The following is a 19674-nucleotide window of genomic DNA, read 5'->3' on the forward strand; positions in this document are numbered from 1 at the left end:
GGTTCCGTCGCGGGCGTTCGGTGGATCCTGGAAGTTCGGGGGCTCCTAGAAATTGTCCTTGCGGTTGCGCACCTCGGTAAAGACCTCGGCATCGGTGGCGTCCGACATGCCGACGGCGGATTTCACGCTGGCGATATGTGCGCGCAGGAACGGGTTCGTGGCCTTCTCCTCCGCCAGAGAGGAGGGGACCGTAGGCATGTTGCGTTGCCGCGCCTCGTCTATGCGCGCGGCCCGCGCGATCAGGTCGTGATTGTCGGATTCGATGCTGAGCGCGAATTTCGCATTGCTCTGCGTGTATTCGTGACCGGAATAGACGATGGTGCTGTCGGGCATGTTGAGGAATTTCTGCATGGAGGCCCACATCATCGGGCCGTCCCCCTCGAACAGCCGCCCGCATCCCAGCGCCATCAGGCTGTCGGCGGAAAACACAGCATCGGAATCGGGGAAGTGGAACGCGATGTGCCCGACCGTGTGCCCCGATACGTCGAGCACGTGGCCCTCGCTTTCCCCGATGGTGACGGTGTCGCCTTCCTCCACAGCCTGATCCAGCGTCGGCAGGCGGTGGGCGTCGGCCTTGCCGCCGATAACCTTGCAGCCGTATTTGCTGCGCAGTTCCTCCACCCCCTGAATGTGGTCGTCGTGGTGATGGGTCAGCAGGATCATGTCGAGGTCGAGCCCCCGCGCATCCAGTGCGGCGATCAGGGGGGCGGCTTCGGGTACATCGACGATGGCGACGGTGCCGGTCGCGGCGTCGCGCAGGATATAGGCGTAGTTGTCCGAAAGACAGGGAACGGTCTGAATGTCGAGGGCCATGGTATGAGGCTCCTTCCTTGGCTAGTGTCATCTTGAAACTGTGTCATCAGGGCAGATAGCGCAATGCATCTCGATGTCGTCGATTTGAAGGCTTTCTACTATCGCACCCGACTGGGGCGCGGCGCGCAATCGGCGCTGCAGCGCTGTCTGCGTGGCATGTGGCCCGATGTCAGCGGGCAAAGCGTGGTGGGCTACGGCTTCGCCGCGCCGTTCCTGCGACCCTTCATGGCCGAGGCGGACCGGCTGATGAGCTTCATGCCTGCGCCGCAGGGCGTGATGCCGTGGCCGCCCGGGCTGCCGAATCTCAGCGCGCTGGTGCAGGAGACGCACTGGCCCGCGCAGGCAGGCTCCATCGACCGGATCGTTGTCGCCCACGGGTTGGAAACATGTGAACGCCCCGGCGCCTTGCTGGAGGAGATCTGGCGCGTTCTGGCGCCGGGGGGGCGCGTGATCTTCATCGTGCCGAACCGCACCGGCATGTGGGCGCAGCGTGACGTCACCCCCTTCGGCCACGGGCGGCCCTACAGTTTCGGGCAGCTCGACACCCAGCTGCGCGCGCATCGGTTCGAACCGCTGGTGCGTGAGGCGGCGTTGTATCTGCCCCCTTCGCACAGGCGCGGCATGTTGCGGATGCAGGGAACGGCGGAGCGGTTGGGCGTGCGGTTGCGCGCGCATCGTCTGGCTGGCGCATTGGTGGTGGAGGCCGTCAAACAGGTTCACGCCCTGCCTCGGGGCAAGAAACGCGAGGCCCGCACGACCATCAGCATATTGAGCGGTCTGGGCGTGCCGGAACCGGGTCGCGCAGGGCGAAGTGTTGCGGATTCGCCCTGAATCGCACGCTGCTGCTGTGCAACTGCGACATAAATCACCCGGATTCATGGGTCGAAACTGCGTTATATGACCTGCATTTAGGCTAAGGGTTTGTAGTTGCTGAGAAGTCCAATTGCGGTTCAGGCTTTTGATTATATTGCCCTGTGCGAAATGCTCTGCTATCACCCGCCCAGTTTCATCCGCAGGCCGCCCAACCGGCCGGTCATGAATCACTGCGGCCCGTCGGTCATGCCCGATGGTCTGCTCAAGAATGGGGTGCCCCCTTGGCAACAGCATCCGCCCATGTCTCCGGAATCGCGGGACGCTACGCGACGGCTCTGTTCGAGCTCGCACAGGAAGACGATTCCGTCGCGCAGGTCGAAGCCGACCTGACCGCGATCGAATCCGCATTGGCCGACAGCGCCGACCTGCGGGAGTTGATCTCCTCGCCGGTCTACAGCCGTACGGACCAGCAGAACGCCATGCGCGCACTGGCGCAGGCCATGTCGCTCGGCAATACGGTCAGCAACGGACTGGAGCTGATGGCTTCGCGCCGTCGCCTGTTCGTGCTGCCGGACGTGATCGCCGCCGTAAAGGCGCTGGCCGCCGATGCGCGCGGTGAGGTCACGGCAGAGGTTACATCTGCGACGCCGCTGTCCTCGGAACAGCTCGACGCGCTCTCCGCATCGCTCAAGGCCTCCGTCGGCCGTGACGTGACACTGAACACGACAGTCGATGAGAAGATCATCGGCGGTCTCATCGTCAAGGTAGGCTCGAAGATGATCGACACCTCGATCGCTTCGAAGCTCGCCGCCATGAAAAACGTAATGAAAGAGGTCGGATAATGGCAATCCAAGCCGCGGAAATCTCTGCGATCCTCAAGGACCAGATCAAGAATTTCGGACAGGACGCCGAAGTCGCCGAAGTGGGCCGCGTGCTCAGCGTCGGTGACGGCATCGCGCGTGCGCACGGCCTCGACAACGTCCAGGCGGGCGAAATGGTCGAGTTCCCGGGTGGCATCCGGGGTATGGCGCTGAACCTCGAAATCGACAATGTCGGTATCGTGATCTTCGGCTCCGACTCCAAGATCAAGGAAGGCGACACCGTCAAGCGCACCAAGTCCATCGTGGACGTGCCCGTCGGCAAGGGCCTGCTGGGCCGCGTCGTCGATGCGCTGGGCAACCCGCTGGACGGCAAGGGCCCGATCGAGGCGACCGAGCGTCGCATCGCGGACGTCAAGGCGCCTGGCATCATCCCCCGCAAATCGGTGCACGAGCCGATGCTGACGGGCCTCAAGTCCATCGACGCGCTGATCCCCGTCGGTCGTGGCCAGCGTGAGCTGATCATCGGCGACCGTCAGACCGGCAAGTCCGCCGTGGCGCTCGACGCGATCCTGAACCAGAAGTCCTATAACGAGGCGGCTGGCGACGACGAGAGCAAGAAGCTGTACTGCATCTACAACGCCGTGGGTCAGAAGCGATCCACCGTGGCCCAGCTGGTGAAGAAGCTGGAGGAGAACGGCGCGATGGAATATTCCATCGTCGTGGCCTCCACCGCGTCCGAGCCTGCGCCCATGCAGTTCCTCGCCCCCTATTCCGCCACCGCGATGGCCGAGTATTTCCGCGACAACGGCATGCACGGCCTGATCATCTATGATGACCTGTCCAAGCAGGCGGTCGCCTATCGTCAGATGTCCCTGCTTCTGCGTCGCCCGCCGGGCCGCGAAGCGTATCCGGGTGACGTTTTCTACCTGCACTCTCGCCTGCTGGAGCGTTCGGCGAAGCTGAACGAGGACAACGGCGCAGGCTCGCTGACGGCACTGCCGATCATCGAAACGCAGGGCGGCGACGTTTCCGCGTTCATCCCGACCAACGTGATTTCGATCACCGACGGGCAGATCTTCCTTGAGACGGAACTGTTCTACCAGGGCATCCGCCCCGCGGTGAACACCGGTCTGTCGGTTTCGCGCGTCGGCTCCGCCGCACAGACGAAGGCGATGAAGTCGGTTGCAGGCTCGATCAAGCTGGAACTGGCGCAGTACCGCGAAATGGCGGCCTTCGCCCAGTTTGGCTCCGACCTCGACGCGTCCACTCAGAAGCTGCTGAACCGCGGTGCACGTCTGACCGAATTGCTCAAGCAGGCGCAATATTCGCCGCTGACCAACGCGGAGCAGGTCATCGTGATCTATGCCGGTACGAAGGGTTATCTCGATGACCTGGCCGTCAATCAGGTCAAGCCGTTCGAGATGGGTCTTTTGTCGGAACTGCGGAACCACCACGCGGATCTGCTGAACGATATCCGGGACAACGATCGCAAGGTCGCCGGCGATCTGGAAGAGAAGATCAAGTCGGTGCTCGACAGCTTCAAGAAGTCGTTCGCCTGATCCGTCGCAGATAGTTAAGGGAAGGGAGCAAGGCATATGCCGAGCCTCAAGGACCTGAAAATCCGCATCGAATCAGTCAAATCGACGCGGAAGATTACCAAGGCGATGCAGATGGTCGCTGCCGCAAAACTGCGCCGTGCGCAGGAAGCGGCGGAGGCTGCACGCCCCTATGCCGAGCGCATGGAGGCCGTGCTGGGCAACCTGGCTGCGGGCGCGAAGAATTCCGCGTCCGCCCCGATGCTGCTGCGCGGCACCGGGTCCGACCAGACCCATCTGTTGATCGTCGCCACGTCCGAACGTGGTCTGTGCGGTGGTTTCAATACCAACATCGTCAAGCTGGCGCGGACCCATATCCGCAAGCTGCTGGCCGATGGCAAAACCGTCCAGATCATCACGGTCGGAAAAAAGGGGCGTGAGCAGTTGCGTCGCGATTACGGTGAACTGATGGTCGATCACGTCGATCTGTCGGGGGTGAAGCGTGTCGGCTACGACAACGCTTCGGAAATTGCCGATGACGTTCTGTCCCGCTTCGCACAGGGTGAGTTCGACGTGGCCACGCTGTTCTTCTCGGCCTTCGAGAATGTGATCACCCAGCGTCCGACCGCGCAGCAGATCATCCCGGCCGTGGTCGAGGAGGGTGCCGATAGCGGCGCGCTCTACGATTACGAACCCGAGGAGGACGCGATCCTCGCGGATTTGCTGCCGCGTTCCGTCGCGACGCAGATCTTCACCGCTCTGCTCGAAAACGCCGCCTCCGAACAGGGCGCGCGGATGTCCGCCATGGACAACGCGACGCGCAACGCGGGCGAGATGATCGATGACCTGACCATCCAGTTCAACCGGACACGTCAGGCTGCGATCACCAACGAGCTTATCGAAATCATTTCGGGCGCTGAGGCGCTCTGACGACTGGAGAAACAGACATGGCAAATGCTGTCGGCAAAATCACCCAGGTGATCGGCGCGGTCGTCGACGTTCAATTCGACGACCACCTGCCCGAGATCCTCAACGCATTGACCTGCGACAATAACGGCCAGCGGCTGGTGCTCGAAGTGGCACAGCATCTGGGCGAAAGCACCGTTCGGACCGTGGCGATGGCCGCGACTGAGGGTCTGGTGCGCGGTCAGGAGGTCACCGATACCGGGGCCTCCATCCAGGTTCCCGTGGGTGAGGGCACCCTGGGCCGCATCATGAACGTGGTGGGTGAGCCTGTGGACGAGAAGGGCGAAGTCAACGTGACCGAGTATCGCTCGATCCACGGTGAGGCGCCTACCTTCGAGGCACAGTCCACCTCCTCGGACATCCTGGTCACGGGCATCAAGGTGATTGACCTTCTCGCCCCCTATTCCAAGGGTGGTAAGATCGGCCTGTTCGGCGGTGCCGGCGTGGGCAAGACGGTTCTGATTCAGGAGCTGATCAACAACATCGCGAAGGTGCACTCGGGCTATTCCGTGTTCGCCGGCGTGGGGGAGCGGACCCGTGAGGGCAACGACCTCTACTACGAATTCATCGAGTCCGGCGTCATCAACGCCGAAGACCTGACGAAATCCAAGGTGGCACTGGTCTACGGCCAGATGAACGAGCCTCCGGGTGCGCGTATGCGTGTGGCGCTGTCCGGTCTGACCATGGCCGAGCAGTTCCGCGACCAGTCGGGCACGGACGTTCTGTTCTTCGTGGACAACATCTTCCGCTTCACGCAGGCCGGTTCCGAGGTGTCCGCACTTCTGGGTCGTATCCCCTCCGCCGTGGGCTATCAGCCGACGCTGGCGACCGACATGGGTCAGATGCAGGAGCGGATCACCTCCACCAAGGCGGGGTCGATTACCTCGGTTCAGGCGATCTACGTGCCTGCGGACGATTTGACCGATCCGGCGCCTGCGACCTCGTTCGCGCACCTCGATGCGACCACGGTTCTGTCGCGTGCAATCTCGGAGCTGGGCATCTATCCGGCGGTTGATCCGCTCGATTCCACCTCGCGTATCCTCGACCCGCAGGTCGTGGGTGAGGAGCACTATCAGGTTGCCGTGGACGTTCAGCAGATGCTTCAGCGGTACAAGTCGCTGCAGGACATCATCGCGATCCTGGGCATGGACGAACTGTCCGAAGAGGACAAGCTGACCGTGACCCGCGCGCGCAAGATCCAGCGCTTCCTGTCGCAGCCCTTCGACGTGGCCGAAGTGTTCACCGGTTCGCCGGGCGTTCAGGTTCCGCTGGAGGACACGATCGCATCGTTCAAGGCCGTTGTGGCGGGCGAATACGATCACCTGCCCGAGGGTGCGTTCTACATGGTCGGTGGCATCGCGGACGTGATCGCCAAGGCCGAGAAGATGGCCGCCGCCGCGGCCTGATGAACTCTGTCGCGGTTTCGGGGTCAGCCTGAAACCGCACCGAACAGGAGGCTATGATGGCCGATACGATGCAGTTCGATCTCGTCAGCCCCGAGCGGAGCCTCCACTCCGCTCAGGTCACGCGCGTTCAGCTTCACGGTGAAGAGGGCGAGATGACGGTCATGCCGAATCACGTCCCGACACTGACCCTTCTGCGTCCCGGTTTCATGACGGTGCATGAGGGCGGTGAGGTTCACGATTACATCGTGACCGGCGGTTTCGCGGAAATCGGTCCCGACGGTCTGACCGTGTTGGCAGAGCAGGCAACCCTGCGCGCCGACGTCACGACCGACTGGATCGAACGGGTGATCGACGCGGCCGAGAAGGCAGCACTCGACGCGCCCGCAGATATCCACATCACCATGAACCAGCGCGTGAACCACGCACGGTTTCTGGCGCAGCAATTGGGTATCACGCCCAATATCTGAGCCTTGGTGCAGACTACCTAAAAACCCCGTCGATCCGGCGGGGTTTTTTCGTTAAAGCGTTGATATGAGAAGAATTGACACAAATTGGCTGGGCGTCGCGGAAGGGTTCGTGACGATGTTCGATCACTGGTCCGATGCCACGGATATGTGGGACGGTCTGGGGGAGCGTCGGGTGGAAAAACCGGTCGCGTTCGGCGGGGCCTTCGCCTCGATCCCGGTGGTGCATCTGTCGCCCACCCTGATCGACGCCCATTCCGATACCTATCTCAGGCTCAACATTCGGGCAGAGGAGATCAGCGAGACCGGCTTCGTCATGGCGGTCAGCGTCTGGGACGATACGCGCATCGCGCGCCTGGGGATCGACTGGCAGGCGCTGGGGCCGCTGGACGACCCGGATGAGAAATGGGACGTTTGACGGGTCAGCAATCTCGGCTTAGGACCAGACCAGATCGGGCCCGCTGCGGAAATACGATACATTGTTCGTGAACATGCTGTCGGGGCGCAACCGTATGAACCGCCCCGACGGATCGTCGATCCGTGCGATATTATCCACGAACCACTGGTTCCAATCGGACGCCTTGCCCAGATAGCGGTTTAACAAGCGCCGGAACCGCGCGGGGTCGTTCGGCTCGATGCTGGCGCTGCCGCGCAATCCGAGGTGCAACAGGATGCCTGCCGCCGGATCGAACTCGGTGATCTCTACCGCGCAGGCGGGGTGTGAGGTCAGACGGCGGACGGAACTGCTGTCCTCGCTTCCCAGCATCCACAGGGCGTCGTCCTCCCACAGAAACCAGACCGGCGCATTGCACGGCGCTCCGTCGGACGAAACGCTGGACAGGATCGCCATCAGCGGTCTGGTGAGCAGGACCTGCGGATCAAAGGGTGTCGGCATCGCGCCTCACTTCATCGGATAGAATGCCTCGTAAATCGGGCCGAGAGTGTCCTCATTGAACAGCGATGACACGCTGGATCCGTTCGAGATGTTGAGGATCGCTTGCGCGAACATCGGGCCGATGGGCACGACCCGGATGCGCGGCTCGTCCTGCACGGGCTGGGGTTGCTCGATCGAGTCCGTGACGACCAGCGATTTCAGGACCGAACCGGCGATGCGCCCCACGGCGGGGCCGGACAGGACGCCGTGCGAGATATAGGCGTGAACCTCCCTGGCGCCGCCCTCCTGCTGCAACAGTTCGGCGGCCTTGCACAGGGTGCCGGCGGTGTCGCAGATGTCGTCCACGATGATGCAGACGCGATCCTTCACGTCACCGATGATCATCATCTCCTCGATCTCACCGGGTTTGGAGCGCCGTTTGTCCACGATGGCAAGTCCGGCACCGATCCGCTTGGCCAATTCGCGGGCCCGCGCCACACCGCCCACATCGGGGGAGACGACGGTGACCTCGCTCAGGTCGGGGAATTGCTGCTTGATGTCGAGAGCGAAGACCGGCGCGGCATAGAGGTTGTCCACCGGAATGTCGAAGAAGCCCTGAATCTGGCCCGCATGCAGGTCCATCGTCAGAACCCGGTCAACGCCGGCCTGCGCGATCAGGTTTGCCACCAGCTTGGCTGAGATCGGCGTGCGCGCGGCGGTGCGCCGGTCCTGCCGTGCATATCCGAAATAGGGAATCACTGCCGTCACCCGCTGGGCGGAGGATCTGCGCAGCGCATCCGCCATGATCAGCAGTTCCATCAGGTTGTCGTTCGCCGGGTTGGACGTGGACTGGATGATGAACATGTCCTCATCACGGACATTGTCGAAAACCTCGACAAAGATCTCCTTGTCGTTGAATCGTTCGACCCGCGCGTTGGCCAGGTTCACGGGGGCGCCGCGATAGACCGTCATCCGCCGGGCGATGTTGCCGGCCAGCTCCTTGTTCGCGTTTCCGGATATGAGCTTCAGGTTGATGTCGGATTTCATCGGGGCAGTCCTCTTGAACGGCATGGGAAACCTCTGTGGCACGTTATGGGCGGGCAATATCATTGAGTACGCGCTATGCAAAGCCTATCTGAGGAAACGTCACGAATCGGAGCGGCACATGACACAGATCGACTACTACCTCTTCCCCCTCTCGCCCTTTACCTATCTTGCGGGAACGAAACTGGAGGAGATCGCCCAGAAGCACGGCGCCAGCGTGAATTACAAGCCGTTCGATCTGTTCCGCGTCTTTGCCGAGCATGGCACCCAGTTGCCGGGAAAGCGTCACCCCTCACGTCAGAGCTACCGTTTGCAGGAAATCGCGCGGATCGCCCGGATGAACGACCTGCCGGTAAATCCCCGGCCGCTGCACTGGCCCACGGACCCCAAGCGCGCCGCGGCGGCGATCATCTACGCGCAGGAATTCGCGCATGAGCATTCCAGAGGCGATGTCGGCAAGCTGAGCTTCGAGATCCTGTCGGCCTGCTGGGCACGGGAGCAGGACATCGCGCGTGAGGACGTGATCGAGACCTGTCTGACCGCTGCGGGCTTCGACGCGGGGATCGCGCAGCGTGACCTGCAATCGGCGCTGGATATCTATGAGCGCAACACGGATGAGGCGCTGGCCGCGAATGTGTTCGGCGCGCCGACCTATGTGCATGGCAACGACGTGTTCTGGGGACAGGACCGTTTGCCGTATCTGGACGCTCATCTGGCGGTGACCGGCTGATGCGGGGGGATTTTGCAAACGCCGCGACGGGTCTGCGGCAGGGCTGTATCGCGGCCCCGTTGATGCTGGCGGCATGTGCGCCCCTCACGCTTGGGTCGGACAGTCAGGTGGAGCGGGTGCGCAGCGGCATGTCGTTTCGCGATGTGGTGGCCGCGATCGGCCCCGCGCAGGCCTTTGAGCAGACGCGCGACAACCGCCTGATCTGTACCGCGCATATCTATGACGAGACGTCGGAGCCGCGCTGGATTCACGTGGCCTATCAGGAGGCACGCGTTGTGCGGGCCAGTGACGGGCATATCGGATCGGAGTGTGAGGCATGATGCTGGGCGGTGCGCAGACCGGACTGCACAAAACCGGATCGTCTGGACCCCGTGTCCTGCTCTCCCACTGCTCGCTGGCGCATTCGGGGGCGTGGCGTGGCATGTTGAGCCATCTGGGTGAGGTCCGGGCCGAGGCGCTGGACCTGCCCGGTCACGGCAAGTCGGAAACCGACCACACGCGGCGTCCGCGACGGCAGGCCGCGGATGCGATGCTCGAAGTGCTGGGCGACGGTCCCGCGCATCTGGTCGGGCACTCGTTCGGCGGTGGCGTTGTTCTGCGCACCGCGCTGGACCGACCCGAGGCCGTGGCCAGCGTCACCCTGATCGAACCGATGATGTTCTATCTGCTGGACCGTGACGATCCGGTCGCGATCGCTGAGGAGGCCGCCACGTCGCATTACGTTGATGCCGTCGCCAAAGGGGACGCGGAGCGTGCAGCCAAGGAGTTCATGGCCCTGTGGGGCAGTGGTGTGGCCTGGGATGACATGCCGCAGAGCGTGCGTGACTATTCCGTCGCGCGGATGGATTTCGTTGCCTCCAGCGTTGACGATGTTACCGGGCGCGACAAGGATCAGATCACGCTGGATCAGATCGCCTCGCTGCCTTGCCCGGTGCAGGTGATTGCCGGTGCGCAGACGCGCAATTCCGCCCTCGTCATATGTGAGAAGATCGCCAGCCGGCTCAGCACGCGACCTCATCTGGTGGCGGGCGCGGGGCATATGGTGCCGATCAGCCACCCGGCGGAGGTCGCGGCCCTGGTCCGGCAGATGTTCTAGAGCAGGGCGCTGAAGGCGTCGATCTGGTCCTGCGTCGTGGCCCAGTTGCACACCAGGCGCGCGCCCAGCAATTGGTGCGCGTCCCCCTCCAATGGGGCCTCGGGGATCAGGTAATATTGCGCCCCCGCCGCGTGCAGACGCTGATGCGCGGCCCGCGACAGGCGACAGAAGATCTGGTTGCCCTCGACCGGATGTATCAGCGCGTCGGTCCCGATGGCGCTGGCCAGTCGCGCGGCAGCATCGTTGGCCGCGCCCGCCAGTTCGCGCCACAGATCATGCGTCAGATAGGCGTCCATCTGCGCGGCGAGGTAGCGGTGCTTGGAAAACAGGTGCCCGCCACGCTTGCGCCGCCGCTCCAGCTCCTGCTGCTTCGCGCCGTCGCGCAGGATCACCGCCTCGACCCCCGGCAATCCGTTCTTGGTTCCGCCGAAAACCACGGCATCCAGACCCGTGCGCATCAGCTCCGCCGGGGTATAGCCGCCCGCCGCCATCGCGTTGGACAGTCGCGCACCGTCCAGATGCACCGCCATGCCCGCGCGATGCGCAATCCCGACCACCTCGGCTATTTCGGCCAATGGCCACAGGGTGCCTGCCTCGCTGAGATTGGACAGCGACACGATTGCAGGCGGGACGGAGTGGATGCCGTTGGGCGTTTCAGCAATGGCACGGCTCAACGTTTCCGCCGTGAAGCGGCCATGCGCGCCGTCCATCAGGGTCAGCTTGCCACCGCCGATGAAGAATTCCGGCGCGCCGCCCTCGTCCTCCTCGATATGGGCCTGCCGGTGGCAGTAGATGCGCCCCCAGGGCGGGCATAGGCAAGCCAGCGCCAGTGCGTTCGCCGCGGTGCCGGTGGCGGCCAGCACCACCGCCGCGTCAGGCACATCGAACAGTGCGCGCAGGCGATCCGCGACCGATACGCTCAGCGGATCGTTGCCATAGGGCATGGCATAGCCCTGATCGGCGCGGGTCAGCGCCTCCCAGACCCTGGGGTGCGTCGGGCCGGAATTATCGGAGGCGAAATTCATGAAAGATCCTCCACGATGTGTTCTTCGTATTCTTCCTCATCGACCTCGAATTCCGCAACAGTGCGCCCGGCCATCGAATGGCCAGCCTTCGCGACGCTTGCCATGTCGCCGGTCATCAGGGGGTGCCAGTCGGGGATCGGCTTGCCCTCATGCCGCAGGCGATAGGCGCAGGTCTGGGGCATCCAGTGCGCAATCTGGGGCAGGGTCTCCGCGTCGAGCACGACACAGCCCGGCACCAGTTGCTTTCGCAGGGCGTAGTTGCCGCAGCGGCAGGTTGCGGGATCGAACAGGCGGCAGGCGATGTCCGTGTAGGCGACGCCGCCAGTCTCCTCATCCTCCAGCTTCAGCAGGCAGCATTTGCCGCAGCCATCGCACAGCGCCTCCCATTCGGGGCGTGTCAAGGCGTCGAGCGGCAGGGTCCAGAACTTCGGGCGGTGTGTCATGCGGCCGCTATACAGGCCCGGTGTCGATGCCGCCAGTGGGTGCCCCGCCCTGTCAGGACAGAAGCCTGCGCGTTTCCTCGACATCCCGGTGCATCTGGGCGATCAGCGGCTCCATGCCGTCGAATTTCAGTTCCGGACGCTGGAAATGCATCAGGGCAACGGACAGTTCCTCGCCGTAAAGATCGCCCGAGAAGTCGAGCAGCATCACCTCCAGATTCGGGGCGTTGTCCCCGAATGTCGGGCGTGAGCCGAGCGAGGCGATGGCGTCGTAGGTTCCGCTGTGCGGGCCGTCGCGAACATCCACCCGGCAGGCATAGATGCCGAAGGCTGGCAGATGCAGCCCGGCCATGGAGATGTTCGCCGTCGGAAATCCCATCTCTCGCCCGCGTTTGAAGCCGTGTTCGACCACGCCCTCGATCCGGTGCCAGTGCCCCAGCATCGCGGCGGCGTCGGTGGGGCGGCCTTCGCTGAGGGCGGTTCGGATCGCGGTGGAGGAAACCGCGCCGTCCGGTCCTTCGAGCAGGGGGGCAACGGTCAGCGCGAACGGTGCCTGTGACAGGGTGTCCGTGCTGCCCTTGCGCGATTTGCCAAAGCGGAAATCGGCACCGACAACCAGATGGGCGATGCCAAGCCGGGCGATCAGCACCTCATCCATGAAGGCTTGCGGGGTGAGGTCGGCCAGCGCCCGGTCGAACGGAATTTCGTATAGGTATTCGACGCCGAGCTTTTCCAGCCGGTGCGCGCGCGAAGTCGCGTTCATCAGCCGGAACGGAGGGGCGTCGGGGGCAAAGACCTCACGCGGGTGCGGCTCGAATGTGACCACGCCCAGCGGCATGTCAGGTCGGCGCGCCAGATCGAGCACGGATTGGTGGCCAAGGTGCAGGCCATCGAAATTGCCCATCGCGACGGAGGCTCCGCGCGCGATTTGAGGCACATCAAGGCTTTGGTAACGCTGCATGTTTTACCCGGATAATGCCGGGCGGACCGGCTGGTCTCAGTCGAATTTCGCGGAAGGTGCCAGCACGATCGCTTCACCCTTGAGGACCACGGTATCGCCCACGCGGGCGGCGCAATCAAGCGTGACACGGCGTTTGGCGTAATCAATGGCCGCGACGGTCACTGTCGCCTCGACATGATCGCCGGGGCGCACAGGGGCCATGAACTTGAGGCTTTGACCCAGATAGACCGTTCCGTGGCCGGGCAATTGCTCCCCTATCACGGCTGAAATCAGCCCGGCGGTCAGCATTCCATGAGCGATGCGGCCTTCGAAAATGGTGTCGCGGGCGTAATCCTCATCCAGATGAACGGGGTTGTGATCAGTGCTAAGCGCCGCGAACGCTTCGATTTCTTCCATGCCTATCGTTTTGCCCACGGATCGGGACATGCCGATTTCGAGTTCCTCGATAACGATGGTGCCCTTGGGCAAGTTCGAGCCGTGGTCGAGCATGGGTGCCTCCTGCTGCATCTGCGAAGAGATATAGCATGAAATTCTGTCCACGCAAGAAAAATTCACAAAGGATGATTCTTGCGCAATCTATGGTCGCAGACAGTTCTCAGCCTCCCGCGAGGCTGTTCAGGGCAGCGGTCCGAAAACCTCAGTCAGAATCGATTCGAGTGCGTCGCGATCATCCTCGTCAAAGGCATCGGGATCGTTGCTGTCCACGTCGAACACCGCGATCAGCCTGCCGGAGGAATAAACCGGGACGACGATTTCGGAGCGGGTGCTGGCCGCGCAGGCGATGTGGCCGGGAAACGCCTCTACGTCCGAGACAAGCTGGGTTTGCCCCGAACGGGCCGCCGCCCCGCAGACGCCGCGGGAAAACGGGATGACCAGACAGCCGTGCCCGCCCTGATAGGGCCCGATCTTCAGCACATCCGTGCCAACGACCCGGTAAAAGCCGGTCCAGTGAAAATGCGCGAAATGGTGATGCAACTCACACGTCACGGTCGCCATCAGGGCGATGGGGTCGTCTTCCCCTTCACACAGGGCGGTGATTGCGGCATGTACTTCGTGATATCTGGGGTGCATCGCGATCTCCTTCGTACTGCCAGACAACATGAGGTGTTTCGATGCGCAAGCCGTACCTGCCCGTTCTGCCCACGCCCCTGCTGCGCAACGCGGTCGAGGCCGCTTTGCTGGAGGATCTGGGCCAGGCGGGGGATGTAACCTCACTCGCCACGATCGCGCCCGATATCAGGGCCGAGGCGGTGATGAACGTCCGGCAGGACGGTATCGTTGCGGGGCTGGACGTGGCGCGCGCGGCCTTCGCGGCGCTGGATGCCAGCACACAGTTCGAGGCGCTGGTCGCGGATGGCGATCACGTGCAGGCCGGGCAGGACATCGCCCGGATCACCGGCAACGGCCGGTCCGTCATGGGGGCGGAGCGGGTGGCCTTGAACTTCCTGATGCACATGTCGGGCATCGCCACGCATACCGCGCGTTTCGTGGCCGAATTGCAGGGCACAAATGCTCGGGTCGTGTGCACGCGCAAGACAACACCGGGCCTGCGCGCGTTCGAGAAATACGCCGTGCGCTGCGGCGGCGGAACCTCGCATCGCTACGGTCTGGACGATGCCATCCTCATCAAGGACAACCACATCGCGGTTTGCGGCGGTGTGGCGGAGGCCGTGGCCCGCGCCAAGGGCTATGTCGGGCATCTGATGGCGGTGGAGGTCGAGGTCGATACGCTGGATCAGTTCCGCGCCGCACTGGATGCGGGCGCGACGATCGTTCTGCTCGACAACATGGATACCGATACCCTGCGTGAGGCCGTGGCGATGGGCCGTGGCGCGATGTTGGAGGCGTCGGGCAATGTCGATCTGAACACCATACGCGCCATTGGCGAAACCGGTGTCGATTATATCTCGACCTCGAAAATCACGATGGCGGCGGGTACGCTGGACATCGGCCTGGATATCAAGCTTGGAGTGAACGGATGAACTGGAATGAACTGAAGGCGACCTTCGGTCCCACCATCGCCGAATTGCAGGATGAGGACCGGTTCCTGGGCTTTTCCGCCACGTTCGACGACATGCTGTTCGATTATTCCCGGACCCAGATGACGGACGATGCCCGCGAGGGCCTGTTCGACATGCTGGAGGAGCGGGAGTTCGAGCTGATCCGCGAGGCGATGTATTCCGGTGAGAAGATCAACGTCACCGAGGGGCGGCGTGTTCTGCACACCGCGTTGCGGATGCCCGAGGGCACCCGGATGATGGCGGATGACGAGGATATCGCCGCAACGGTGCTGGACAGCCGCGCGGCCTGCTATGCCTTTGCCGACGCCGTGCGGTCGGGGGAATACGCCGCCGCCGCCGGGCCGTTCACCGATGTGGTGAATATCGGCATCGGCGGCTCTGACCTCGGCCCCGTTCTGGTGGCCGAGGCGCTGGTCGCTGACATGGACGGGCCGCGCCTGCATTTCGTGTCGAACGTGGACGGTGCCGCGCTGAACCAGGTGTTTCAAACCTGCGATCTGAGCAGAACGTTGTTCATTATCGCCTCCAAATCCTTCGGCACGATCGAAACGATGGAAACCGCCAAGATGGCACTGGCCCGCATGCAGGATGAGGTTGCGGATGCCAGCGTGCATTTCGCCGCCCTGACCACCAAGCCCGACGCGGCGGCGGAGCAGTTCGGCATTCCGGCGCAGCGGTGCTTTGGCTTTGCCGATTGGGTCGGGGGGCGGTTCTCCGTCTGGTCGCCCATCGGATTGCCTCTGATGATCGGGCTGGGCCCGCAGAAATTCGGTGAGTTTCTGGCCGGTGCGCATGAGGTGGACGAGCATTTCCGCACCGCGCCCCTGGGGCAGAACCTGCCGGTGCTGATGGCGTGCGTCGGGGTCTGGCATCGCAACGGCTGTGGGTATCCGACCCGCTGCGTCGTGCCCTATGACACCCGGCTGGCGACCTTGCCGCAATATCTGCAACAGCTCGACATGGAATCCAACGGCAAGCGCGTTACGGTTGAGGGGGATGAGGTCGATGTCGCCACCTCCCCCGTCGTGTGGGGCAGTGCAGGAACCAACGCCCAACACGCTTATTTCCAGATGCTGCATCAAAGCCCGACGCCGCAACCGCTGGAATTCATGATCGCCGCCAAGCCCGTGGCCGAGGGATTCGAGCATATGCAGAAGATCCTGATCGCCAATTGCTTCGCCCAGTCGCAGGCGCTGGCCTATGGCCGGTCTGAGAAGGAGGCCGAGGATCTGATGATCGAGGGCGGCATGGACCCGATCGAGGCCCGCGAACTGGCACCGCATCGCACCTTCCCGGGCAACCGCCCCTCGACCCTGCTGATGTACCGAGAGCTGTCGCCGCGCACCCTGGGCCGAATCATTGCACTGGCCGAGGCGCGTTGCTTTACCGAGGGGGTGTTCTGGGGCGTGAACAGCTTCGACCAATGGGGTGTGGAGCTGGGCAAGGTTCTGGCCACCGACATGCTGCCCCATGTGGAGGGGCGATTCTCACCCGATATGGTGGATGAGGCCCTGTCCGGCCCGCTGGCGCATTATCACGGATTGTGAGTCGAGGCAGCACCGGAAACCGATGTGGGGGCGGGGGGCAATCCTCGCCCCCATGCGATTCTGGACCAGATCATCTCGTGCACGAAATACGCGATGAACCCGACCACGCACCCCACGATGGCGATGCCGCCGCCCGCTAGCAGCGATCCGGTAAACAGGAAGCCGATCAGCATCATCGACACCAGTCCGGCGGCTTGCCAGGTTATTGCCTTGGTGAAGAGTCTGATCGTGCTGTCCATGGTGGGTTTCCCTGTTTAGTTGGCCGCTGGGTTTCTTCCGCCACTGGCTATCGCAGCTTCGCCGGGTTGGACATTTGGTGAGTTTGCTGCGTAATCTCTGTAATGCTGTATTTTATCTGCAAAGCGGACCGTAATGGACAAGCGTGAGCGCGCGGCGATCTTTCGCGACAGATTGCATCAGGCAATGCTGCGGGCGGAGATGACCAAAAGCGGATTGTCGCGCGCCACGCAGGTGGATCGCTCGACCATCGGTCAGCTGCTCAAGGACGATCACCCGCGCCTGCCCAATGCCCAACTGGCCGCCGACGTGGCCGACGTATTGAGCGTCAGCACCGATTGGCTGCTGGGTCTGACCAACAGGCCGGAAACCCCAGGCGACATCGTCGCCGCCGCGATGTCGTTAAGCCCGGCTGAGCGTAGCTCCGCCGATGCGCAGTTGCTGGAATGGCATCAGGAGGCCGCCGGCTACAAGGTCCGCCACGTTCCCGCGACCCTGCCTGACATATTGAAAACGGAACGCATGTTGCGGTGGGAATATGCCTCCTTCGCGGAACGTCAGACACCCGACGCCTTCACCGCGATGCGCGACCAGCGCGCTTTGCTGTCGGAGGGGGTGTATGATTATGAAATCGCCATCCCCCTGCATGAGATCGAGGCCTGTGCGGCAGGCACTTCCTATTACCGCGACGCGGACAGGGACATGCGGTTCGAACAGTTGGAATTCCTCGCCGATCATTGCGAGCGGATGCTGCCGCGATTGCGGATCTTTCTGTTCGACGCGCGCAAGGTCTTCAGCTCACCCGTCACGGTCTTCGGGCCGAATCTGGCGGTGGTCTATGTCGGGCAATGCTATCTGGCGTTTCGTGAGGTCGAACGGGTGAAATCCCTGACCGCCCATTTCGACTGGCTGGTGCGGTCGGCGGTGGTGGACGCGCGCGATGTGCCGAGGCATATCCGCGGGCTGATGGCCTGAACAAACATTCCGCATGTTCTGGACAAAAAAGACCCGACGCTGATGCGCCGGGTCAGTTGGAAATGAACCTCTGGTGAAGTTCACTCGGGGAAAGTTTCCGTGCGGCGGCGGGGCCGCCGCACGGGCACCGGGGCTTAGCCCTTGGTGAATTCGGGATAGGCTTCCATGCCCATTTCGGTGGCATCGAGACCTACGATCTCGGATTCCTCATCGACGCGAATGCCCATCGTGACCTTCAGGATCGTCCAGACGATGAAGCTGACGATGAAGACGAACAGACCGATGGAGATGACGCCGATCGCCTGCGTCACGAAGCTGGTCCCGCCATTGGTCAGCGGCACGGCCATGGTGCCCCAGATACCGGCAATCAGGTGAACCGGGATGGCACCGACCACGTCGTCGATCTTCAGCTTGTCCAGCATCGGAACGGTGAACACCACGATCACGCCACCGATACCGCCGACGATCAGCGCCATGAACAGCGAGGGTGCCAAAGGCTCCGCCGTGATCGACACCAGACCGGCCAGCGCGCCGTTCAGCACCATGGTCAGATCGACCTTGCCATAGACGACCTGCGTCAGGATCAGGGCGACGACCGCACCGGCGGCTGCGGCCATGTTGGTGTTGGCGAAGATGCGCGAGATGTCGGTCACGTCACCCACGGTGCCCATGGCCAGTTGCGAACCGCCGTTGAACCCGAACCAGCCGAGCCACAGGATGAACGTACCCAGCGTTGCCAGCGGCATGTTGGAGCCGAGCATCGGAACCACCCGACCATCGGGGCCGTACTTGCCGATACGCGGGCCGAGGATCAGTGCACCGGCCAGCGCCGCGAAGCCGCCTGCCGCATGGACCAGCGTCGAGCCTGCAAAGTCGGAGAAGCCCATCTCGCTCAGGAAACCGCCGCCCCACTGCCAGGATGCCTCGATCGGATAGATGAAGCCGGTCAGCACGACCACGAAGATCAGGAACGGCCACAACTTGATCCGCTCGGCCAATGTGCCGGACACGATCGACGCGGTGGTGGCGCAGAACATCAACTGGAAGAAGAAGTCGGAGCCGACGGAGGCATAGTCGAGCGTTGCATCTGCCGCGGCGAGGCCCACAGGCTCCAGCGCGGTGGGGAAGAACGCGCCGACGATACCCGCGACAGTCCAAGCGTCGCCCGGATACATCAGGTTGAACCCGACGAGCCAGTACATGATCGACGCAATGGCGAACAGTGAGATGTTCTTGGTCAGCTGCGTCGTGACGTTCTTGGACCGGACGAGGCCGGCCTCCAGCATCGCGAAGCCTGCGGCCATCCAGAACACCAGAAAGCCGCCGACGAGAAACAGCAGCGTGGTCAGGATATAGGGGCTGGGATCGGCGGCGGCATCCTGTGCCAGCGCGGGCGTGGCGCACAGCAGGGTCGTGGCCCCCGCGACACCGAGTTTAAGCAATTTGGTCATTTCTGTCTGGTCCCTCTTGTAGTCTGGTCAGATCGAATCTGGTTCAGATGGCGTCGGCGCCGGTTTCACCGGTGCGCACGCGAATGGCCTGCTCGACATCGAGCACGAAGATCTTGCCGTCGCCGATCTTGCCGGTCTTGGCGGTGGAGGAGAGGGTATCGATGGCCCTGTCCGCGATGGAGTCTTCGACCACCATCTCCAACTTCACTTTTGGCACGAAATTCACGACATATTCCGCGCCGCGATAGATTTCGGTGTGTCCCGCCTGGCGGCCGTAGCCTTTGACTTCGGATACCATGAGCCCTTGCACGCCGATGGTGGTGAGCGCCTCGCGCACCTCCTCCAGCTTGAAAGGCTTGATGACGGCGATGATGAGCTTCATTGCGATCCCTCGTTGTTGATCTGTAGTCGTCGGGGATTAATATGCAAGAACTGTGCCAACTTACCCGGATGCG

24 protein-coding genes are annotated in these 19674 nt (G+C 63.0%); 13 read left to right on the forward strand and 11 right to left on the reverse strand.

Going from position 1 to position 19674, the window contains the following annotated elements; genetic code table 11:
• Positions 1-45: 45 nt before the first annotated feature.
• The gene (gene gloB / locus H1S03_RS05135) at positions 46-813 is read right to left on the reverse strand and encodes a hydroxyacylglutathione hydrolase (RefSeq protein ID WP_185803456.1); all 768 of its coding nucleotides are present in this window, start codon (positions 811-813) and stop codon (positions 46-48) included.
• A 63-nt stretch (positions 814-876) separates the two neighbouring features.
• Between gloB and H1S03_RS05140 the strand changes: the two genes are divergently transcribed.
• The 7 genes from H1S03_RS05140 to H1S03_RS05170 all read left to right on the forward strand — a co-directional run bounded on the left by H1S03_RS05140 (position 877) and on the right by H1S03_RS05170 (position 7236).
• On the forward strand, positions 877-1644 hold the full coding sequence (locus tag H1S03_RS05140) for a class I SAM-dependent methyltransferase (protein ID WP_166188820.1): 768 nt from the start codon (positions 877-879) through the stop codon (positions 1642-1644).
• A gap of 263 nt (positions 1645-1907) precedes the next feature.
• Positions 1908-2468 (forward strand): F0F1 ATP synthase subunit delta, encoded by a 561-nt coding sequence (locus H1S03_RS05145; RefSeq protein ID WP_185803457.1) that lies wholly within the window; start codon positions 1908-1910, stop codon positions 2466-2468.
• On the forward strand, positions 2468-4006 hold the full coding sequence (gene atpA / locus H1S03_RS05150; protein ID WP_166188825.1) for a F0F1 ATP synthase subunit alpha: 1539 nt from the start codon (positions 2468-2470) through the stop codon (positions 4004-4006). The genes H1S03_RS05145 and atpA overlap by 1 nt, the downstream gene beginning before the upstream one ends.
• A 36-nt stretch (positions 4007-4042) precedes the next feature.
• Positions 4043-4912 carry a F0F1 ATP synthase subunit gamma gene (locus H1S03_RS05155; RefSeq protein WP_185803458.1) on the forward strand — a complete coding sequence of 290 codons (870 nt, stop codon included), beginning with the start codon at positions 4043-4045 and terminating at the stop codon, positions 4910-4912.
• Between the two features lie 17 nt (positions 4913-4929).
• Positions 4930-6354, forward strand: a complete 1425-nt coding sequence (gene atpD, locus H1S03_RS05160) for a F0F1 ATP synthase subunit beta (RefSeq protein ID WP_166188829.1) — start codon at positions 4930-4932, stop codon at positions 6352-6354.
• 56 nt (positions 6355-6410) lie between these two features.
• Complete coding sequence (gene atpC / locus H1S03_RS05165; protein ID WP_185803459.1) at positions 6411-6821, forward strand: ATP synthase F1 subunit epsilon; 411 nt, start codon at positions 6411-6413, stop codon at positions 6819-6821.
• A 64-nt stretch (positions 6822-6885) separates the two neighbouring features.
• Complete coding sequence (locus H1S03_RS05170) at positions 6886-7236, forward strand: H-type lectin domain-containing protein (protein WP_166188834.1); 351 nt, start codon at positions 6886-6888, stop codon at positions 7234-7236.
• A gap of 18 nt (positions 7237-7254) precedes the next feature.
• On the opposite strand, the gene H1S03_RS05175 is transcribed toward H1S03_RS05170, so the two are convergent.
• Together H1S03_RS05175 and H1S03_RS05180 are read right to left on the reverse strand one after the other, a co-directional pair.
• A complete protein-coding gene (locus tag H1S03_RS05175) occupies positions 7255-7713 on the reverse strand; it encodes a pyridoxamine 5'-phosphate oxidase family protein (RefSeq protein WP_185803460.1) in 459 nt (152 codons plus the stop codon).
• Between the two features lie 6 nt (positions 7714-7719).
• A complete protein-coding gene (locus H1S03_RS05180) occupies positions 7720-8739 on the reverse strand; it encodes a ribose-phosphate pyrophosphokinase (protein WP_185803461.1) in 1020 nt (339 codons plus the stop codon).
• A 118-nt stretch (positions 8740-8857) separates the two neighbouring features.
• On the opposite strand from H1S03_RS05180, the gene H1S03_RS05185 reads away from it, so the two are divergent.
• Genes H1S03_RS05185 through H1S03_RS05195 form a run of 3 tightly spaced genes read left to right on the forward strand, consistent with a single transcriptional unit; the run spans position 8858 to position 10562 of the window.
• Positions 8858-9466, forward strand: a complete 609-nt coding sequence (locus H1S03_RS05185) for a 2-hydroxychromene-2-carboxylate isomerase (protein WP_185803462.1) — start codon at positions 8858-8860, stop codon at positions 9464-9466.
• Entirely contained in the window at positions 9466-9786 is a 321-nt protein-coding gene (locus H1S03_RS05190; RefSeq protein WP_185803463.1) for a hypothetical protein, read from the forward strand. Before H1S03_RS05185 ends, H1S03_RS05190 begins: the two co-directional genes overlap by 1 nt.
• The gene (locus tag H1S03_RS05195; protein ID WP_185803464.1) at positions 9783-10562 is read left to right on the forward strand and encodes an alpha/beta fold hydrolase; all 780 of its coding nucleotides are present in this window, start codon (positions 9783-9785) and stop codon (positions 10560-10562) included. Before H1S03_RS05190 ends, H1S03_RS05195 begins: the two co-directional genes overlap by 4 nt.
• Here H1S03_RS05195 and H1S03_RS05200 read toward each other — a convergent pair.
• From H1S03_RS05200 to H1S03_RS05220, 5 genes are all read right to left on the reverse strand, one after another.
• Complete coding sequence (locus H1S03_RS05200) at positions 10559-11587, reverse strand: threonine aldolase family protein (RefSeq protein WP_185803465.1); 1029 nt, start codon at positions 11585-11587, stop codon at positions 10559-10561. The genes H1S03_RS05195 and H1S03_RS05200 overlap by 4 nt on opposite strands.
• Entirely contained in the window at positions 11584-12030 is a 447-nt protein-coding gene (locus H1S03_RS05205; protein WP_185803466.1) for a YcgN family cysteine cluster protein, read from the reverse strand. Before H1S03_RS05205 ends, H1S03_RS05200 begins: the two co-directional genes overlap by 4 nt.
• Positions 12031-12082: 52 nt before the next feature.
• Positions 12083-12988, reverse strand: coding sequence for a bifunctional riboflavin kinase/FAD synthetase (locus tag H1S03_RS05210; RefSeq protein ID WP_185803467.1), 906 nt, complete (start codon positions 12986-12988; stop codon positions 12083-12085).
• A 36-nt stretch (positions 12989-13024) separates the two neighbouring features.
• Positions 13025-13477, reverse strand: a complete 453-nt coding sequence (locus H1S03_RS05215; RefSeq protein ID WP_166188853.1) for a MaoC family dehydratase — start codon at positions 13475-13477, stop codon at positions 13025-13027.
• A gap of 126 nt (positions 13478-13603) precedes the next feature.
• Positions 13604-14059: a GAF domain-containing protein gene (locus tag H1S03_RS05220; RefSeq protein WP_185803468.1), complete on the reverse strand. Its 456-nt coding sequence runs from the start codon at positions 14057-14059 to the stop codon at positions 13604-13606.
• 41 nt (positions 14060-14100) lie between these two features.
• Between H1S03_RS05220 and nadC the strand changes: the two genes are divergently transcribed.
• Both nadC and pgi read left to right on the forward strand, forming a co-directional pair.
• Positions 14101-14970 carry a carboxylating nicotinate-nucleotide diphosphorylase gene (gene nadC, locus H1S03_RS05225; protein WP_185803469.1) on the forward strand — a complete coding sequence of 290 codons (870 nt, stop codon included), beginning with the start codon at positions 14101-14103 and terminating at the stop codon, positions 14968-14970.
• Positions 14967-16556: a glucose-6-phosphate isomerase gene (gene pgi, locus H1S03_RS05230; protein WP_185803470.1), complete on the forward strand. Its 1590-nt coding sequence runs from the start codon at positions 14967-14969 to the stop codon at positions 16554-16556. The genes nadC and pgi overlap by 4 nt, the downstream gene beginning before the upstream one ends.
• On the opposite strand, the gene H1S03_RS05235 is transcribed toward pgi, so the two are convergent.
• Positions 16544-16795 carry a DUF2061 domain-containing protein gene (locus tag H1S03_RS05235; protein WP_166188863.1) on the reverse strand — a complete coding sequence of 84 codons (252 nt, stop codon included), beginning with the start codon at positions 16793-16795 and terminating at the stop codon, positions 16544-16546. The genes pgi and H1S03_RS05235 overlap by 13 nt on opposite strands.
• Positions 16796-16928: 133 nt before the next feature.
• Between H1S03_RS05235 and H1S03_RS05240 the strand changes: the two genes are divergently transcribed.
• Positions 16929-17768, forward strand: a complete 840-nt coding sequence (locus tag H1S03_RS05240; RefSeq protein WP_185803471.1) for a helix-turn-helix domain-containing protein — start codon at positions 16929-16931, stop codon at positions 17766-17768.
• 134 nt (positions 17769-17902) lie between these two features.
• Here H1S03_RS05240 and H1S03_RS05245 read toward each other — a convergent pair whose 3' ends face one another.
• Together H1S03_RS05245 and H1S03_RS05250 are read right to left on the reverse strand one after the other, a co-directional pair.
• On the reverse strand, positions 17903-19219 hold the full coding sequence (locus H1S03_RS05245; protein WP_185803472.1) for an ammonium transporter: 1317 nt from the start codon (positions 19217-19219) through the stop codon (positions 17903-17905).
• Between the two features lie 43 nt (positions 19220-19262).
• Positions 19263-19601, reverse strand: coding sequence for a P-II family nitrogen regulator (locus tag H1S03_RS05250; RefSeq protein WP_185803473.1), 339 nt, complete (start codon positions 19599-19601; stop codon positions 19263-19265).
• Positions 19602-19674: the final 73 nt, after the last annotated feature.

The organism is Pontivivens nitratireducens (assembly GCF_014235845.1).
Taxonomy (GTDB): domain Bacteria; phylum Pseudomonadota; class Alphaproteobacteria; order Rhodobacterales; family Rhodobacteraceae; genus Pontivivens; species Pontivivens nitratireducens.

Coding starts and splice junctions, on each gene's coding strand:
- H1S03_RS05205 (WP_185803466.1), bottom strand. CDS start 12,030: ATGACACACCGCCCGAAGTTCTGGACCCTGCCGCTCGACGCCTTGACA.
- H1S03_RS05180 (WP_185803461.1), bottom strand. CDS start 8,739: ATGAAATCCGACATCAACCTGAAGCTCATATCCGGAAACGCGAACAAG.
- H1S03_RS05240 (WP_185803471.1), top strand. CDS start 16,929: ATGGACAAGCGTGAGCGCGCGGCGATCTTTCGCGACAGATTGCATCAG.
- H1S03_RS05175 (WP_185803460.1), bottom strand. CDS start 7,713: ATGCCGACACCCTTTGATCCGCAGGTCCTGCTCACCAGACCGCTGATG.
- nadC (WP_185803469.1), top strand. CDS start 14,101: ATGCGCAAGCCGTACCTGCCCGTTCTGCCCACGCCCCTGCTGCGCAAC.
- pgi (WP_185803470.1), top strand. CDS start 14,967: ATGAACTGGAATGAACTGAAGGCGACCTTCGGTCCCACCATCGCCGAA.
- H1S03_RS05185 (WP_185803462.1), top strand. CDS start 8,858: ATGACACAGATCGACTACTACCTCTTCCCCCTCTCGCCCTTTACCTAT.
- H1S03_RS05210 (WP_185803467.1), bottom strand. CDS start 12,988: ATGCAGCGTTACCAAAGCCTTGATGTGCCTCAAATCGCGCGCGGAGCC.
- atpC (WP_185803459.1), top strand. CDS start 6,411: ATGGCCGATACGATGCAGTTCGATCTCGTCAGCCCCGAGCGGAGCCTC.
- H1S03_RS05195 (WP_185803464.1), top strand. CDS start 9,783: ATGATGCTGGGCGGTGCGCAGACCGGACTGCACAAAACCGGATCGTCT.
- H1S03_RS05170 (WP_166188834.1), top strand. CDS start 6,886: ATGAGAAGAATTGACACAAATTGGCTGGGCGTCGCGGAAGGGTTCGTG.
- H1S03_RS05250 (WP_185803473.1), bottom strand. CDS start 19,601: ATGAAGCTCATCATCGCCGTCATCAAGCCTTTCAAGCTGGAGGAGGTG.
- H1S03_RS05245 (WP_185803472.1), bottom strand. CDS start 19,219: ATGACCAAATTGCTTAAACTCGGTGTCGCGGGGGCCACGACCCTGCTG.
- H1S03_RS05190 (WP_185803463.1), top strand. CDS start 9,466: ATGCGGGGGGATTTTGCAAACGCCGCGACGGGTCTGCGGCAGGGCTGT.
- H1S03_RS05215 (WP_166188853.1), bottom strand. CDS start 13,477: ATGCTCGACCACGGCTCGAACTTGCCCAAGGGCACCATCGTTATCGAG.
- H1S03_RS05220 (WP_185803468.1), bottom strand. CDS start 14,059: ATGCACCCCAGATATCACGAAGTACATGCCGCAATCACCGCCCTGTGT.
- gloB (WP_185803456.1), bottom strand. CDS start 813: ATGGCCCTCGACATTCAGACCGTTCCCTGTCTTTCGGACAACTACGCC.
- H1S03_RS05140 (WP_166188820.1), top strand. CDS start 877: ATGCATCTCGATGTCGTCGATTTGAAGGCTTTCTACTATCGCACCCGA.
- H1S03_RS05200 (WP_185803465.1), bottom strand. CDS start 11,587: ATGAATTTCGCCTCCGATAATTCCGGCCCGACGCACCCCAGGGTCTGG.
- atpD (WP_166188829.1), top strand. CDS start 4,930: ATGGCAAATGCTGTCGGCAAAATCACCCAGGTGATCGGCGCGGTCGTC.
- atpA (WP_166188825.1), top strand. CDS start 2,468: ATGGCAATCCAAGCCGCGGAAATCTCTGCGATCCTCAAGGACCAGATC.
- H1S03_RS05155 (WP_185803458.1), top strand. CDS start 4,043: ATGCCGAGCCTCAAGGACCTGAAAATCCGCATCGAATCAGTCAAATCG.
- H1S03_RS05235 (WP_166188863.1), bottom strand. CDS start 16,795: ATGGACAGCACGATCAGACTCTTCACCAAGGCAATAACCTGGCAAGCC.